General features: G+C 63.3%; 11 protein-coding genes. 2 read left to right on the top strand and 9 right to left on the bottom strand.

The annotated features are described in order from the left end of the window. Positions 1–21 precede the first annotated feature (21 nt). The 5 genes from ACAX43_RS14720 to ACAX43_RS14700 all read right to left on the bottom strand — a co-directional run bounded on the left by ACAX43_RS14720 (position 22) and on the right by ACAX43_RS14700 (position 4,963). A complete protein-coding gene (locus tag ACAX43_RS14720) occupies positions 22–732 on the bottom strand; it encodes a TetR family transcriptional regulator (protein ID WP_370709128.1) in 711 nt (236 codons plus the stop codon). Between the two features lie 94 nt (positions 733–826). Continuing rightward, positions 827–2,128, bottom strand: a complete 1,302-nt coding sequence (locus ACAX43_RS14715) for an NAD(P)/FAD-dependent oxidoreductase (RefSeq protein WP_370709127.1) — start codon at positions 2,126–2,128, stop codon at positions 827–829. Between the two features lie 130 nt (positions 2,129–2,258). After that, on the bottom strand, positions 2,259–3,041 hold the full coding sequence (locus tag ACAX43_RS14710) for an anti-sigma factor domain-containing protein (RefSeq protein WP_370709126.1): 783 nt from the start codon (positions 3,039–3,041) through the stop codon (positions 2,259–2,261). Continuing rightward, complete coding sequence (locus tag ACAX43_RS14705; protein ID WP_370709125.1) at positions 3,041–3,610, bottom strand: RNA polymerase sigma factor; 570 nt, start codon at positions 3,608–3,610, stop codon at positions 3,041–3,043. The genes ACAX43_RS14710 and ACAX43_RS14705 overlap by 1 nt, the downstream gene beginning before the upstream one ends. A gap of 420 nt (positions 3,611–4,030) precedes the next feature. Continuing rightward, entirely contained in the window at positions 4,031–4,963 is a 933-nt protein-coding gene (locus tag ACAX43_RS14700; protein ID WP_370709124.1) for a dihydrodipicolinate synthase family protein, read from the bottom strand. 148 nt (positions 4,964–5,111) lie between these two features. Between ACAX43_RS14700 and ACAX43_RS14695 the strand changes: the two genes are divergently transcribed. Both ACAX43_RS14695 and ACAX43_RS14690 read left to right on the top strand, forming a co-directional pair. Continuing rightward, complete coding sequence (locus tag ACAX43_RS14695) at positions 5,112–6,101, top strand: LysR family transcriptional regulator (protein WP_370709123.1); 990 nt, start codon at positions 5,112–5,114, stop codon at positions 6,099–6,101. 192 nt (positions 6,102–6,293) lie between these two features. Then, positions 6,294–9,374 carry a transglycosylase domain-containing protein gene (locus tag ACAX43_RS14690; protein ID WP_370709122.1) on the top strand — a complete coding sequence of 1,027 codons (3,081 nt, stop codon included), beginning with the start codon at positions 6,294–6,296 and terminating at the stop codon, positions 9,372–9,374. 8 nt (positions 9,375–9,382) lie between these two features. On the opposite strand, the gene ACAX43_RS14685 is transcribed toward ACAX43_RS14690, so the two are convergent. From ACAX43_RS14685 to ACAX43_RS14670, 4 genes are all read right to left on the bottom strand, one after another. Next, the gene (locus ACAX43_RS14685; RefSeq protein WP_370709121.1) at positions 9,383–10,609 is read right to left on the bottom strand and encodes an ROK family transcriptional regulator; all 1,227 of its coding nucleotides are present in this window, start codon (positions 10,607–10,609) and stop codon (positions 9,383–9,385) included. 30 nt (positions 10,610–10,639) lie between these two features. Beyond that, entirely contained in the window at positions 10,640–11,437 is a 798-nt protein-coding gene (locus tag ACAX43_RS14680; protein WP_370709120.1) for an ATP-binding cassette domain-containing protein, read from the bottom strand. Positions 11,438–11,457: 20 nt separating this feature from the next. Then, the gene (locus ACAX43_RS14675) at positions 11,458–12,444 is read right to left on the bottom strand and encodes an ABC transporter permease (protein WP_370709119.1); all 987 of its coding nucleotides are present in this window, start codon (positions 12,442–12,444) and stop codon (positions 11,458–11,460) included. 89 nt (positions 12,445–12,533) lie between these two features. After that, a complete protein-coding gene (locus ACAX43_RS14670) occupies positions 12,534–13,538 on the bottom strand; it encodes a sugar ABC transporter substrate-binding protein (protein ID WP_370709118.1) in 1,005 nt (334 codons plus the stop codon). Between the last annotated feature and the right edge of the window lie 329 nt (positions 13,539–13,867).

Genomic DNA, 13,867 nt, shown 5'->3' with positions numbered 1-13,867 from the left:
TTCTTGCGTTTCAGCGTCGCCTCAATCGTCTTTGCGCACGAAACGCAGCACGGCGTCGACAATCATCGCGCGATGCCGCGCTCGCAAGCGCGGGTGCGACGGATCGCGGCCGAACGCCGTGCCGAACGTATGGCGATTGCCCACGCGGTGAAAACACAGCGAGCTGATCATCAGGTGCAGGTCGATGGCGTCGATGTCGCTGCGGAATTGTCCCGCCGCGATACCGCGTGTGAGCAGATCTTCGATCGTATGGATGACGGTGACGTTACGGCCTTTGAAGGTCTTCACCTGCTCGACATACTTCGCGCCGTGAATGTTTTCGATCGTCACGAGGCGCACGAAGTCGCGCTGGCGGTCGTGGTAGTCGAAAGTGAATTCGACTAGCGCCCGCATGCCCTCTACGGGATCGAGCTCGCTGACGTGCAGATCCTGTTCGAGCGCGCGAATGTCGCCGTACACCTTTTCCAATACCGCCTGGTACAACCCTTCCTTGCTGCCGAAGTAGTAGTACAGCATGCGCTTGGTGGTGTTCGTGCGCTCCGCAATCGCGTCGACCCGCGCACCGGTCAGTCCCATCGCGGAGAACTCCTGGGTCGCGACGTCGAGGATGTTGCGCTTCGTCTGTTCGGGATCGTACTTGCGCCGGGCGTCGCTCCGTCGTGCGTCGGTACGTGGCGTGTCGGACGCGATGCCGTTGGTATCAGGCTCGGCGGCCTTGCTTCCCTTTTTCATTGTGTATTCGAGCGGCAGTGACGGCGCATTCTAGCATGGCGAAACTGGCGTCTGGAGCGGGTCTCCGGCATAAGCGGCAAGGTATTGGAAAGCGTCACGGCGTCGACCGGGTTGAGGGGCGCCGTGCGGCGAGTGCGTCACGCGTTTGCATGGCGGTGTAGGTCAGTTGCGCTGCAGCGAGACCCAGCGCGCCGTAGGCGGGCGTCAGGCCGAAGGCCGCGAACGCCTCGGGCACCGGCCGCTCGCCCGCGATGGCCGCCGCCAGCAATTCGCCGGATACGGTGGTCGGCGCCATGCCGTGGCCGCCGAAGCCGACCGCGTACCAGACGCCATCCGTGCTACGGCCGATTTGCGGCATCTTGTGCCGCGCGTAGCTCATCAGGCCGCCCCACGCGTGGTCGATACGCACGTCGTGCAACTGTGGATAGACCTTCAGCAGATCGCGCCGCAGCAAGCGCGCGATGACTTCGGGAGCGCGGTCGCGCACCGAGATGCGGCCGCCCCACAGAATGCGTGTGTCGGGCAGCGGGCGGTAATAGTCGAAGGCAAAGCGGGTGTCGTAGACGGCTGCTTTGGTGTCGATCGCGTCGTTCAATCGCGCGCCGAGCGGCTCGGTCGCCATCACGTAGGTGGCGATCGGCAGCACCGCGCGCTCGACCCTTGCGTAGACATTGCGCGCATAGCCGCCGCCCGCCATCACGACGTGACGCGCTTCAAGCGCGCCGTGCGGCGTATGCACCACGAAACCGGCGCCTTCGCGCTGCAAGCGTACGACCGGCGACTTCTCGTGGATCTGCACGCCCGCGGCGGCCGCGGCGCCGGCCACACCGAGCACATATTTCAGTGGATGGAAGTGGAACGCGTTGCGCTCGAACAGGCCGCCGTGATAACGGCTCGTCTTCAGTTGCAAGGCGAGCGGCGCTGCCGCCACCGTTTCCCACTCGACGCCGAACGAATTCCGCATCAAGCGCCGTTGCGTGTCGAGCCGCGCCGGTTCGTCGAACCAGTTGGCGAGGATCACGCCGGCGTCGGTCACGTCGCAATCGATGCGGTAGCGCTGAATGCGTTTGCGCATCAGATCCACGGCATCCGTGGTCAGCGTATAAAGTTCGCGCGCGCGGGCCGGCCCGAGGGTTTTCAGCAGATCGGCGCAGTCGAGGCTGTAGCCGCCGAACACGAATCCGCCGTTGCGTCCGGAGGCGCCGAAGCCCACCTGCTGGGCTTCGAGCACGGCTACGTCGGCGACGCCGCGCTCGGCGAGGCCCAACGCCGTGGACAAACCCGCGAGACCGCCGCCGATGATGCAGACATTGGCGCTGCGCCGGCCGGTGAGCGGCGCATAAGGGGACGAGCATCCGGCGCAACGGGTGACGGTGGCTTCGTAATAGCTTTGCATACGGTTAGGGTAGCGGCAATGCCGCGCTCGCGTCCAGCCATTGCCCAACGGTTGTGCCGGGGACCGATAAAACAAAGGCCGGCATCCGCAAAAAGCGAATGCCGGCCTTGCCCACTGATACTGAACCGGCTTAGGACACCGGCAGCAGCTTGCCGCTGAACACCACCGGGCCCGTCGGCGCGTTGTGATCGGGCGAGCCGCCCGGCGCTTCGATCGAAACCGCCAGCGCCGCGTAACTCTGCGGCTTTTGCTGACCGGCGGTTACCTTGCCGCTGGCGCTGTCAGGCAGCAAGCCGAGCGAGACCGGATGGCCGTTCGCCGGAATGCCCCAAAGCTCCATTGCCCGGCCCGCCGGCAAGTCGACCTTGCCGAGTGGATGCAGCGTCATGGTCGAATGGACTTCGTCCCACGCGACCAGCATGACCGGATGGGCTTCCTTGTTGTTCAGCACAGCGACATGCGAAACGGCTGCTTCCGGTTGCTGCGCAACGGTTGTCACGGTGGACGGCACGGTGCTGGACGGCAGCAGCGAGCGCACGGCGACCACCACCGCGACCGCCGCGAGTCCCGTGACGCCGAGCGCCCAGCCGCGCCAGAACGCGAGATTCTCGAAGATGCCGCGGGACGGCCGCGCCGGTGTTTCCACCACGGTGCGAGGCCGGACCGCTTCACGCGTAGCCGCGAGCCCCAGACGCCGCTCGATGGCTTCCCAGACGGCGGCGGGCGGCATGCGCGGCTCGGCGAGTTCGGCCATCGGCGAGATCCGCCGCTGCCATTCGTCGACGGCCCGGCGAATCACCGTGTCGTGGTCGGCGTACAGTTGGAAGCGTCGCCGTGCGCCGCCGCGCAGCGTGCCGAGCACATACTCGGCGGCCAGCATATCGACCAGTTGAGGATAGCGATGCAGGTTCATCACTCGCCCCCCAGACAGGTTTTCAGCTTGGCAAGGCCGCGCCGGATCCAGGATTTGATGGTGCCGAGCGGCACCGTCAGCGCTTCGGCGATCTCGCTATGGCTCTGATCGCGCAGGTAGGCGAGGGCAACCGCCTGACGCTGCGCCGGGTCCAGCTGCTGCATGCAGCCGGCCAGCAAACGTGCCTGCAGGCTGACCGCGGTCAGCGCTTCGGGGTCCGGATCGCCGGTTGCCACAAGATCGTCCAACGCATCGCTCCATTCTGTTTCCTGCGAGTTGACCCGCCGCAGGTGATCGAGAGCACGGTTTCGGACGATTGCCGACATCCACGTCATCGGCGCCGACAGTGCGCGGCGATAGTCGCCGGCAAAGCGCCAGATGTTGATGAAGCTGTCCTGCAATACTTCTTCGGCCCACTCGTGCTTGGTCAATATACGGAGCGCGAGGCCAAACAGTTTCGGGGCGGCGAGATCATATAGCTCGCGCAATGCCGCAGCGTCTTCTTTGGCAATGCGTTCGAGCAGCTCGGCGAGGGTTTCCGGCGTCAGTTCTCGAGGATTGGCGGTCATGGACAGTGGTGTGGTGAGCTTGCGGGGCCTATGTTACTCAATTTCCTCGCGACCTTACATGTGGTTTTCCCGTTGCGCTGCATCCGCTGAGCTTATGGCCGCGTATATCGCTGCGTGGCCCGGGGTTGCGTGCGGGGTTGCGCCATCGCGGCGTGACGGGCACGGCGGCACCGGGTGGCTTGGACGCGGGGTGCGTGTAGGGGGGCAGGGCCGTTGCACAAGCCTGAGGAACGGCGGGCAACGGAGCCACACGATGCGGGATGGATAGCGCATCGTGGGCATGTTCGATGGTGAAGGGACCGGGCTCATTCCCTTTGAGGTCCGGGCAGGCGTTGATTCGTCGACAACTGCCCGGACCGGGATGGGCTCGCGTGCCCCGTTGACGTGTCCTTCAAGGTGCGTGAGTTGCCTGGGGCGACCTTAGCGGCCCCAGCGCAACACCAGCGGATCGAGCCGGCGGGCGACTTTCAGCAAGCCCGCACGCGTGGCCGGATGCATGGGCGGCAACGGATGGCGTACCGCGTCCGAGCGAATCACACCCCCTTCCTTCATCAACGCCTTGCACGACGCGAGGCCACCCTGGCGGTTTTCGTAGTTGATGAGCGGCAGCCACTGCTGATAGTGGGCGGCCGCCGCCTCGGTGTCGCCTGCCGCATAGGCGTCGACAATCAAGCGGATGCCGTCGGCGTAGCCGCCGCCGGTCATCGAACCGGTTGCGCCCGCATCCAGATCGGCCATCAGCGTGATCGCTTCTTCTCCGTCCCACGGACCCACTACTGCGTCGCCGCCCAGTTCGATCAGCTCGCGCAGCTTGTTCGCCGCCTGCGGCACTTCGATCTTGAAGTACGAGACGTTGTGCAGTTCACGCGCCATGCGCGCGAGAAACGGCGCGGACAAGGGCGTGCCGCTGACCGGGGCGTCCTGAATCATGATCGGAATCTCGATTGCGTCGGACACGGTGCGATAGAACTCGTCAATCCCGCGCTCGCCGATGCGGATCGTCGCACCGTGATACGGCGGCATGATCATCACCATCGCGGCGCCCGCAGCCTGCGCGCGCCGGCTGCGTTCGGCGCACAGGTGCGAGCTGAAATGCGTGGTGGTGACGATCACAGGCACGCGGCCGGCAACGTGTTCCAGCACCAGGTGCATCAGCGTGGTGCGTTCCTCGTCCGAAAGCGCGAACTGCTCGGAGAAGTTCGCCAGAATGCACAGGCCGTTGGAACCCGCGTCGATCATGAAATCGATGCAGCGCTTCTGGCCTTCGAGGTCAAGGCGGCCGGCGTCGTCGAAGATGGTCGGCGCGACGGGGAACACGCCGCGCAATGGCGCATGGTTGTGTGTTTGGGTCATGGTGAGGTGCGTTGTGCCGAGGTGGGTCAGGCGTGGGTCTTTGAATGTCTCCGCGGCTGACTATACGGCGCCGTGCGTGGCGGGTATATTGAATTGTTTCCATCTTGTGATCGCTTTTGCGACTCACCCGGCAGCTTCCCGGCATTCCATGAAAGACACCCTGAACGTTCTGCTGTCGAGACTGCGCATGAAGCAGCTGCAATTGCTGATCGCGCTCGACGACCACAAGTCGCTGCACAAAGCCGCCGGCGTGATGTCCATGACGCAATCGGCGGCCAGCAAGGCGTTGCAGGAGTTGGAATCGATGCTCGAGGCGGCGCTTTTCGAGCGCTCGAAGAACGGCATGATTCCGAACCAGCTCGGCCATTGCGTGATCCGCTACGCGCGCCTCGTGGCGACGGACCTCACCGCGCTGTGCCAGGATGTCGCCGAAATACGCTCGGGGCGCGGCGGGCGGCTCGCGGTTGGCGCGATCATGGGCGCGATTCCCGAGTGCGTCGTGCCGGCGTTGAACGAACTGCATGCGGGGCAGCCGAATCTGTCGATCGAAGTGGTGGAAGACACCAGTGCGCGCATGCTGCTGCAACTCGATGAGGGCCGGCTCGACCTCGTGATCGGCCGCGCGGCGGTCGCCGCCGATCCGTCGAAATATCATTATCGGCCGCTTGGAGACGAGCCGTTATCGGTGGTGGTGGGCTATGGCCATCCGCCATTGCCGAAGAAGGAAGTGAAACTGCGCGATCTGACGGGCCACCGCTGGGTGATGTATCCATCGCATATGCCGTTGCACGCGTTGCTCGAACGGGAGATGGATCTGGCGGGTCTTGAGATGCCGGACAACCCTATCTCGACCGCCTCGACCTTCGTGACGGTGGCGCTCCTGCAAAGCAGTTCCGATCTGGTTTCGCTCTTGCCCACCGCGATCGCGGCGTTGTTCGTGCGGCGGAAGATGCTGCGCCTCGTGCCGGTCAAACTGAAGTCGCCTTCGCAAACCTTCGGCATCGTGACGCGCAAAGGCGGCGTGCTGTCGCCGCCGGCTGAGCAATTCATCGAGTTGCTGCGCGGACAGCAGGCGGGGCAGGCGGGGCAGGGGGTGGCGCAGGAGAACCAGACGCCCCAGAAGCAAAAAACCGCCTGAAGCAGCGGTTTGTGATCCACGAAGGATTATCAATATCGCATGGCAATCGGCGCTCCGCCATGCCTTGCGATGCGGTGTTGCGGCGGCGACACCCTCGGGTAAATCCGAACAGATTGCATGCTCATTTTCCGAGCTACACTTGATCGAAGGTGCGCCACGTTTAGAGCATGGCGCCCGCTCGGGAGAGCAGCCATGAATCGGCCACTGGTTCGGTTTCCGCTTCGCGCGATAGGCACGGCGCCCGTCCGGAAGTGGCTCAAATGGGGGCTGGCAGCGGCGTTTCTGCTTGCGCTGGCGATGGCGGCACGCTTTTTCCAGGTCGAGATCGAAACCTCGCGCCTGCAGTCGCACTATCTCTCCGAACTGACGCGCGACGTTGGCTTTTCTGTCGCCGAAGGTCCAAGTCATTCCATCCGCTTTCCTCAATCAGACAAAGGCCCTTACGACAGCCGCCTCGGCTACGCGTTGCTGCCGTCGTTCCAGCAGCGGCTGCTCGAACGCGGGTTCGAGATTGGCGCGCAATCACGCGATTCCGAGCGGATGCTGTCGCTGGCGGACGACGGTCTCTTTCTGCCCTACGCCGAAAAAGATCAGGCGGGATTGCAACTCTTCGACGGTACGGGCACGCCGCTCTTTGGTGCACAGTTTCCGGGCCGCGTTTATGACAATTTCGACGCGGTCCCGCCGCTTGTCGTCAATTCGCTGCTTTTTATCGAAGACCGCTATCTACTCGATCCGAATCAGCCGAACCGCAATCCGGCGATCGACTGGGGACGCTTTGGCCACGCATTAGTCGACCAGGGCGCGCGCGTGTTCAACCGTCATCAGTCGACGCCTGGCGGCAGTACCCTTGCTACCCAGATCGAGAAGTTCCGTCACTCGGCGGGCGGCCGTACGGCAACGCCGCCGGAGAAGTTGCGGCAAATTGCATCGGCCTCCGTGCGTGCCTATCTGAACGGCCCGCAGACCATGCCCGCGCGCCAGCAGATCGTCGTCCACTATCTCAACTCGGTGCCGCTTGCCGCGCAACCGGGTATCGGCGAAATCAACGGGATGGGTGACGGCCTCGCGGCCTGGTATGGACGCGATTTCAACGAGGTCAACCGCATCCTGAAGGCGCCCTCGACAGAAGCGAATTTCGCTGAGCAGGGTGTGGCATTCCGCCAGGTGCTCTCGCTGATGATCGCGCAGCGCGCGCCGTCGTACTTCCTGCATCACGGCTATGCCGAACTCGAACGTCTGACGGATAGTTATTTGCGGTTGCTGGCGGGCGCTGGCGTCATATCGATTCCGCTGCGTGATGCCGCGTTGTCCGCGCAAGTGGAGCTGCGCCGCGCGCCCGGCAAAACGCAGAACGCGGACTCGTTCGTCTCGCGCAAGGCCGTGACGTCGATGCGCTCGCACCTGTTGGCGGCGCTCGGCATTCCGAGTTTCTATCAACTCGACCGGCTCGATTTGCAGGCGAAGGGCACGCTCAACAATGCCGTGCAGCAGGCCGTCAGCGAACGCCTCGCCGCAGCGGGGACGCGCGACGGCGCGAAAGCCGCCGGTCTTGTCGGCTATGAAATGCTGCGCGCTTCCGACGATCCGTCGAGAATCGCCTATAGCTTCACGCTCTTCGAACGGCGCGACGGCGCCAACCTTGTGCGGGTGCAAACCGATAGCGTGAATGAGCCGTTCGATATCAACTCCGGCGCACGCTTGAATCTCGGCTCGACCGCGAAAATGCGTACCGTAGTGACGTATTTGCAGATCGTCTCCGACCTGCACGCGCGTTATGCACCGCTGAGCACAGCGGAGCTGAAAGCCGTCAAGCCCGATCCGAACGATCAATTGACGCGCTGGGCGCTCGATTATCTCGCGCATACCTCGGACCGCTCGCTGCAAGCCATGCTCGACGCGGCTGTCGAACGCAAATACTCGGCGAGTCCCGGTGAAACGTTTTACACGGGCGGCGGCGCGCAAACCTTCAACAACTTCGAGTCCGACGACAACAGCCGCATCCTCACCGTGCACCGTGCATTCCAGCATTCGGTGAATCTGGTGTTCGTGCGGCTGATGCGCGATATCGTCCACTACGAGATGGTGCAGACCACTGGGCCGTCGTCGCAATGGCTGGGCGACCCGGCGATCCGCAAGATGTATCTGACGCGTTTCGCCGATCAGGAAAGCCGCGTATACATGAATCGTTTCTACACGAAGTACCACGGCAAGACGCCCGATCAGGCGTTGGCCTTGCTGGTGCTCGGCGTGCGCAAGTCACCGCCGAAAGTGGCAACGGTGTTGCGCAGCGTCGCGCCGGATGAGTCGAATGCATGGTTCAACGCGAAGATGCGCGCTGCGCTGAAGAACACGCCGGCCGCCTCCATGCTGGACGATGAGGATCTGGCGAATCTGTACGCCAAATACGCCATCGACCGCTTCAATCTGAACGACCGCGGCTACATTTCGAGCGTTCATCCGCTTGAACTGTGGACCGTCAACTATCTGCGCACGCATCCCGAAGCGACGCTCGCGCAGATGGAGAACGCGAGCCGCGACGTGCGTCTGTCGACCTATTCCTGGCTCTTCAAGACTCGCTATCACGCCACCCAGGATCGCCGCATCAAGCGGATGGTCGAACTGCGCGCCTACGATGCGATCGGCAAATCGTGGCAGGCGCTCGGCTATCCGTTCGCCACGCTCACGCCCTCGTATGCGGCGGCGATCGGCGCGTCGGGCGACCGGCCGGCTGCGCTTGCGCAACTGATCGGGGTGATTGCCAACGGCGGCAACAAGGTGCCGACCGAAAGCCTGACGCAACTCGATTTCGCGAAAGACACGCCGTACGAAACACATTTCCAGCGCGCGGCGATCGCGCCGCAACAGCAGTTATCGCCGGAAATCGCCGGGGTGGTTCGCGGGCTGTTGCGTGATGTTGTGCTGGGCGGGACGGCCAGGCGTCTCGCACAGGGCATGACGTTCCCTAACGGTCAGACATTCGAGGTGTACGGCAAGACCGGCACCGGCGATCAGCGCTTCAATGTATTCGCCAAAGGCGCGCGCCTGATCGAGTCGCGCAAGGTGAACCGCAGCGCGACTTTCGTGTTCGCGATGGGAGATCGCTTCTACGGCACGCTGACCGCCTACGTGCATGAACCGTATGCGGCGCGTTACGAGTTCACCAGCGCGCTGTCGGTGCAGTTACTGAAGTCGCTGGCGCCGGCGTTGCAGCCGTTGCTGCAAAATCCGTCTGGCAGGACCGCTTCTGTCACGAAGGTCGGTGCGCAATGAGCCATGAGCTAATAACCCGCATCCACGGCCGGCTTCAGAAATAGCTCATGCATCGGCGCGAAATGCGCGTACAGCGGCAGAATCGCGCCGCCCATTGCTCGCGCATCGGCGCCGATGGTGCCCTCCAATAGTTGCGGGCGCACCATTCCTTCCCATTCGAAGCGATCGAGCACACGCTCCGTACGCCGGATGATTTCGCGTACCAGTTGCCGGTCGAGTTCGCCGTCGATTACCACCGCTTCCAGATCGAGCAGGGCGGCCGCATTGGTCAATGCGTTGGCGATCGCGGGGCAGGCGGTGTCGAGCCATTGCTCGGTCTGCCGCCACAGTTCCGGCGACAACGCGCGATGGTCGTGCGCGGCGGCGGCCGCCGCGCCCGCGTCGCTCAGCAGTTGTTCCAGAACAAAGCCAGATGCCGCGTGCAAGAGTTGCCGCGCGGGTTTACGCGCGCTGCCGTCCCTCAAGGGAATTGAACCGACGGCACCCGCATTGTCGTGCGGTCCGCCATGCAAACGGCCGTCGATCACCAGACCGCCGCCGATAAACGTGCCGACGAACAGATACAGAAAATTGTGAATCCCGCGGCCCTGGCCCATCACGAGTTCGGCGGCGCATGCGGCGGTGGTGTCCTTGGCGAACTCCACGGGCAAGCCGGTCATCGTGGCGATGCGACTGCGCAAATCGATCTCGTTCCATGCCTCCAGTGCATCGGGCGGTGCGCCGAGAAAGTCTCGCCAGCCGCCGAGCCACAAAGGTGCTGCAACGCCCACGCCAACCACTTTGTCCGCCTTCGCGCCGAGCGCCTGGTTTACGCGCGCCAGTTTGCTTTCGAGCGCCGGGAACAGCGTGCGCGGATCGGGATAGGCATACTCGAATACATCGCGGCAGACCACGTGGCCCGCGAAATCCATCGCCAGCACGTCGAGACTGCGTCGCCCCACCTTGATGCCGATGGTGTACGCGCCGTCGGCACGCAGCGCGATCGGCACCGACGGCTGACCGATCCTGCCGCGCACGCGCGCCTGCTTTTCGAGCAGGCCGTCGTCGATCAGACGGTCGACGATCATCGACACTGTCTGCATCGACAGACGCGTGAGACGGCTCACGTCGGCTTTCGGCAGCGGCCCATGTAAACGGATCGTTTGCAACACGATGCGTTCGTTGAACTGCCGCATGCCGACCTGATTTGAGCCGACCGTGCGTTTGAGGGGGGAGCGGGTACCCGTGGTTTCCATCGTTGCGTGCCGCTCAGTAGGATGCAGACATCATGCAATCGCCTTGACGTCCGCTTGCCTGGCGCCCGTCATGATCGCCACGGCGTCCGACATGTGGATGTCTTTCGTGTTCACCACCGCCGCCCGCTTGCCGAGCCGCTGGATATGAATGCGGTCCGCGACTTCGAACACATGCGGCATGTTGTGGCTGATCAGGATCACCGGCAAGCCGCGCTCGCGTACGCGGCGGATCAGTTCGAGCACCATGTTGCCTTCTTTCACGCCGAGTGCGGCGGTAGGCTCGTCGAGAATGACCACATGCCGCGCAAACGCAGCACTGCGCGCCACGGCAACGCCTTGGCGCTGACCACCCGATAGCGTTTCGACCGCCTGACGCATCGAGCGGATGCCGATCTGCAGATCCTTCATATGCGCGGTCGCTTCTTCGAGCATGCGGCGCTTGTCGATCATCTTGAAGATCGAACCGCGCCAGCCCGGCTTGACGAGTTCACGGGCGAGGAACAGGTTTTCCGCGATGCTCATGGCGGGCGCCACAGCGAGTTCCTGATACACGGTTTCGATGCCTTGAGCGCGTGCATCCAAAGGGCTGCGAAATTTGACCGGCTTGCCGTCGAGCAGGATTTCGCCTTCATCGGGTACGGTGGCGCCCGAGAGCGCCTTGATCAACGACGATTTACCCGCGCCGTTATCGCCGATCACGGCGAGAATCTCGCCGGGCAGCACTTCGAAATCGCAACCATCGAGCGCGGTGACGTTGCCGTAACGTTTGACGAGTCCGCGTGCTTGCAGAACGGGCATCACGGCAGACGCGGAAGTAGGTGTCGACATGACAGGCTCCTGTGGAGTGCTCAACCGCGACGATGGGAAAGTTTGTCCGCGGCAACCGCGAGAATCACCAGCATGCCGGTGATCAAAACCTGGTAGACCGAAGAGACGCCGATCAGCGTCAAGCCATTGCGGAACACGCCGACGATCAGCGCACCGAGCAACGTCCCGACAATCGAGCCGCGTCCGCCGAACAGACTGGTGCCACCCAGCACGACGGCGGTAATGCTGTCGAGATTCTCGGTTTGCCCCGCCTGTGGATCGCCGACGCCGGTGCGCGACACCGACAATAGCGCGGCGATACCGTAGATCGCACCGGCCAGCGAATACACGGTAAGCAGAATCTTTTGCGACGAGAGGCCCATCAGGCGTGCCGCTTCGGCGTTATTGCCGAGCGCGTACAAATGCCGGCCGGGCACGGTGTCGCGCAAGACGAACCAGGTCGCCACGTACATCAGCAGCGTGAGCACCGTGCCGTAGGTGACATCGGCGGGGCCGAGTTTGAACGTATTGCCCAGGAACATGATCGCGTCCGGCAGGTTCGAGACGCTCTCGGCGTTCGAGTAGATCTGCGTGAGCGCGAACGCGATGTTCAGCGTACCCAGCGTGACGATGAAGGCGGGCAGCTTGATGCGCGTGATCAGCACACCATTGAGCGCGCCAAACAGCGTACTCGCGGCGATACCGCACAGAATCGCGAGGATCGGCGGCACGCCGAGCGTAACCGCGAATTTGGTCATGATGATCGAGCCGAACGCCATCACCATGCCGCACGACAGATCGATCCCGCCGGTCAGCACGATCAGCGTCTGACCGATGGCAATGACGGCGACCACCATCGTCTGTTGCAGGATCAGCGAGAGATTCTGGAACGACAGGAAGCGGTTGCTCTGCGAAATGAAGAAGCCGCAGGCCAGCACTAGCGCGATCAGCGGTCCGATTTCAGCGAGCGACGGCAAGCGGTCGGCGAAGGTGCGCGAGTGGCCCGCGGGCGCGGAAGGGGTCGACATGATAGGTGTCCTCGATGCATGAGCGTGGCGGGCAGGCCACGCGGCAATCCGGTAGCGGCCCGGTGCAGCGGGCCGCCGTTCAATGCGCGTTACTTGTTGCCCCAGCAGTTGTCGAGGCCGAACTTCGTATCCTTGCTATCGATGCCTGACATCGGTTTGTCCGTGATCAGCGTCACGCCCGTGTCCTGATAGCCGGAGACCTTCTTGCCGGTCTTCGCGTACTCGACACCCGCCGTCACGCCGAGCGAGGCCATCTTCAGCGGATACTGCTGCGAGGTCGCGGCAATCGCGCCGGCCTTCACATTGCGCACGCCTTCGCAGCCGCCGTCGATCGAGACGATCATCACGCTCTTCTCCTTGCCCGCTGCCTTGAGCGCACGATAAGCGCCCGCCGCGGCCGGTTCGTTGATCGTGTAGACCACGTTGATACCCGGTGACTTCTGCAGACAGTTTTCCATCGCCGTCTGACCCTTGGACTGATCGCCGCGCGTGTCCTGGCTGCAGACGATCGACGGATCGCCTTCCTTCACGCCGAAGCCTTCCAGAAAGCCGTTATGGCGCAGCACGCCGACCGACACGCCGGGCGCGAGATCGAGCGTGGCGATCTTCGCGGGCTTGCCGTTCATGGCGGCTTTCGCATACTTGCCGATCAGCACGCCCGCTTTGAAGTTGTCGGTGGCGAAGAGGGCGTCGGTGGCGTCTTGCGGATCGGTCGGCGTGTCGAGCGCGACCACCATCACGCCGGCGGCACGTGCTTTCTTGATGCTCGGCACGATCGCTTTGGTATCGCTAGGCGTGATCAGAATCGCTTTCGCGCCGGCCGTCATCATGTTTTCGATGGCGGTGACCTGGCTTGCGTTATCGCCGTCGAATTTGCCGGCTGCGGCGATCAGCTTGGCGCCGTCTTTCGAGGCGGCCGCTTCGGCGCCCTGTTTCATCTTCACGAAGAACGGGTTCGTGTCGGTCTTGGTGATGAGGCCGACGACGGGCTGGTCCGCCGCCTGGCTCGCGCTCGCGCACCACACGGCCGATGCCGCTACGCACAACGACACGATTTTCCTGGCGACAGGATGCCTGCGGGAATTCTGATTCATGGGACGCTCCTCCGGTGATTGGCAACGATGTTGTGGACTTCGGGCGGTTGCGCATGCGAACGCTGCGCCCGTGCAACCTGATTTGGAACCTGGTTTGAAACCTGTTGTGATTCCGAGGCTCTCCGAAACGGACCGCCTAAATCACTTTGGTTGATTTAGTACAACAGGCATGAGCGCGCTCGTCAAGAAAACGATCGGGATGAAAGTTGACCTGTTGAAGCGGCTATGAGGGCGAAGAGGCTTACGTGGCGGGGATTGGCGGCAGTGGTGCGGTGCGGGATCGAGAGCGGGGACTTCGGGAAAGTCCTAACTCAGGTGAAAGCAGATTG

Origin of the sequence: Paraburkholderia sp. IW21, assembly GCF_041321145.1 — a bacterium.
Taxonomy (GTDB): domain Bacteria; phylum Pseudomonadota; class Gammaproteobacteria; order Burkholderiales; family Burkholderiaceae; genus Paraburkholderia.
The sequence above is the reverse complement of the archived record's forward strand: the minus strand, read 5'-3'. Positions and strand labels throughout refer to the sequence as shown.

Excerpts from the sequence above, each read along its gene's own strand:
- ACAX43_RS14720 (WP_370709128.1), bottom strand. The coding sequence starts at position 732 with ATGAAAAAGGGAAGCAAGGCCGCCGAGCCTGATACCAACGGCATCGCG.
- ACAX43_RS14715 (WP_370709127.1), bottom strand. The coding sequence starts at position 2,128 with ATGCAAAGCTATTACGAAGCCACCGTCACCCGTTGCGCCGGATGCTCG.
- ACAX43_RS14710 (WP_370709126.1), bottom strand. The coding sequence starts at position 3,041 with ATGAACCTGCATCGCTATCCTCAACTGGTCGATATGCTGGCCGCCGAG.
- ACAX43_RS14705 (WP_370709125.1), bottom strand. The coding sequence starts at position 3,610 with ATGACCGCCAATCCTCGAGAACTGACGCCGGAAACCCTCGCCGAGCTG.
- ACAX43_RS14700 (WP_370709124.1), bottom strand. The coding sequence starts at position 4,963 with ATGACCCAAACACACAACCATGCGCCATTGCGCGGCGTGTTCCCCGTC.
- ACAX43_RS14695 (WP_370709123.1), top strand. The coding sequence starts at position 5,112 with ATGAAAGACACCCTGAACGTTCTGCTGTCGAGACTGCGCATGAAGCAG.
- ACAX43_RS14690 (WP_370709122.1), top strand. The coding sequence starts at position 6,294 with ATGAATCGGCCACTGGTTCGGTTTCCGCTTCGCGCGATAGGCACGGCG.
- ACAX43_RS14685 (WP_370709121.1), bottom strand. The coding sequence starts at position 10,609 with ATGGAAACCACGGGTACCCGCTCCCCCCTCAAACGCACGGTCGGCTCA.
- ACAX43_RS14680 (WP_370709120.1), bottom strand. The coding sequence starts at position 11,437 with ATGTCGACACCTACTTCCGCGTCTGCCGTGATGCCCGTTCTGCAAGCA.
- ACAX43_RS14675 (WP_370709119.1), bottom strand. The coding sequence starts at position 12,444 with ATGTCGACCCCTTCCGCGCCCGCGGGCCACTCGCGCACCTTCGCCGAC.
- ACAX43_RS14670 (WP_370709118.1), bottom strand. The coding sequence starts at position 13,538 with ATGAATCAGAATTCCCGCAGGCATCCTGTCGCCAGGAAAATCGTGTCG.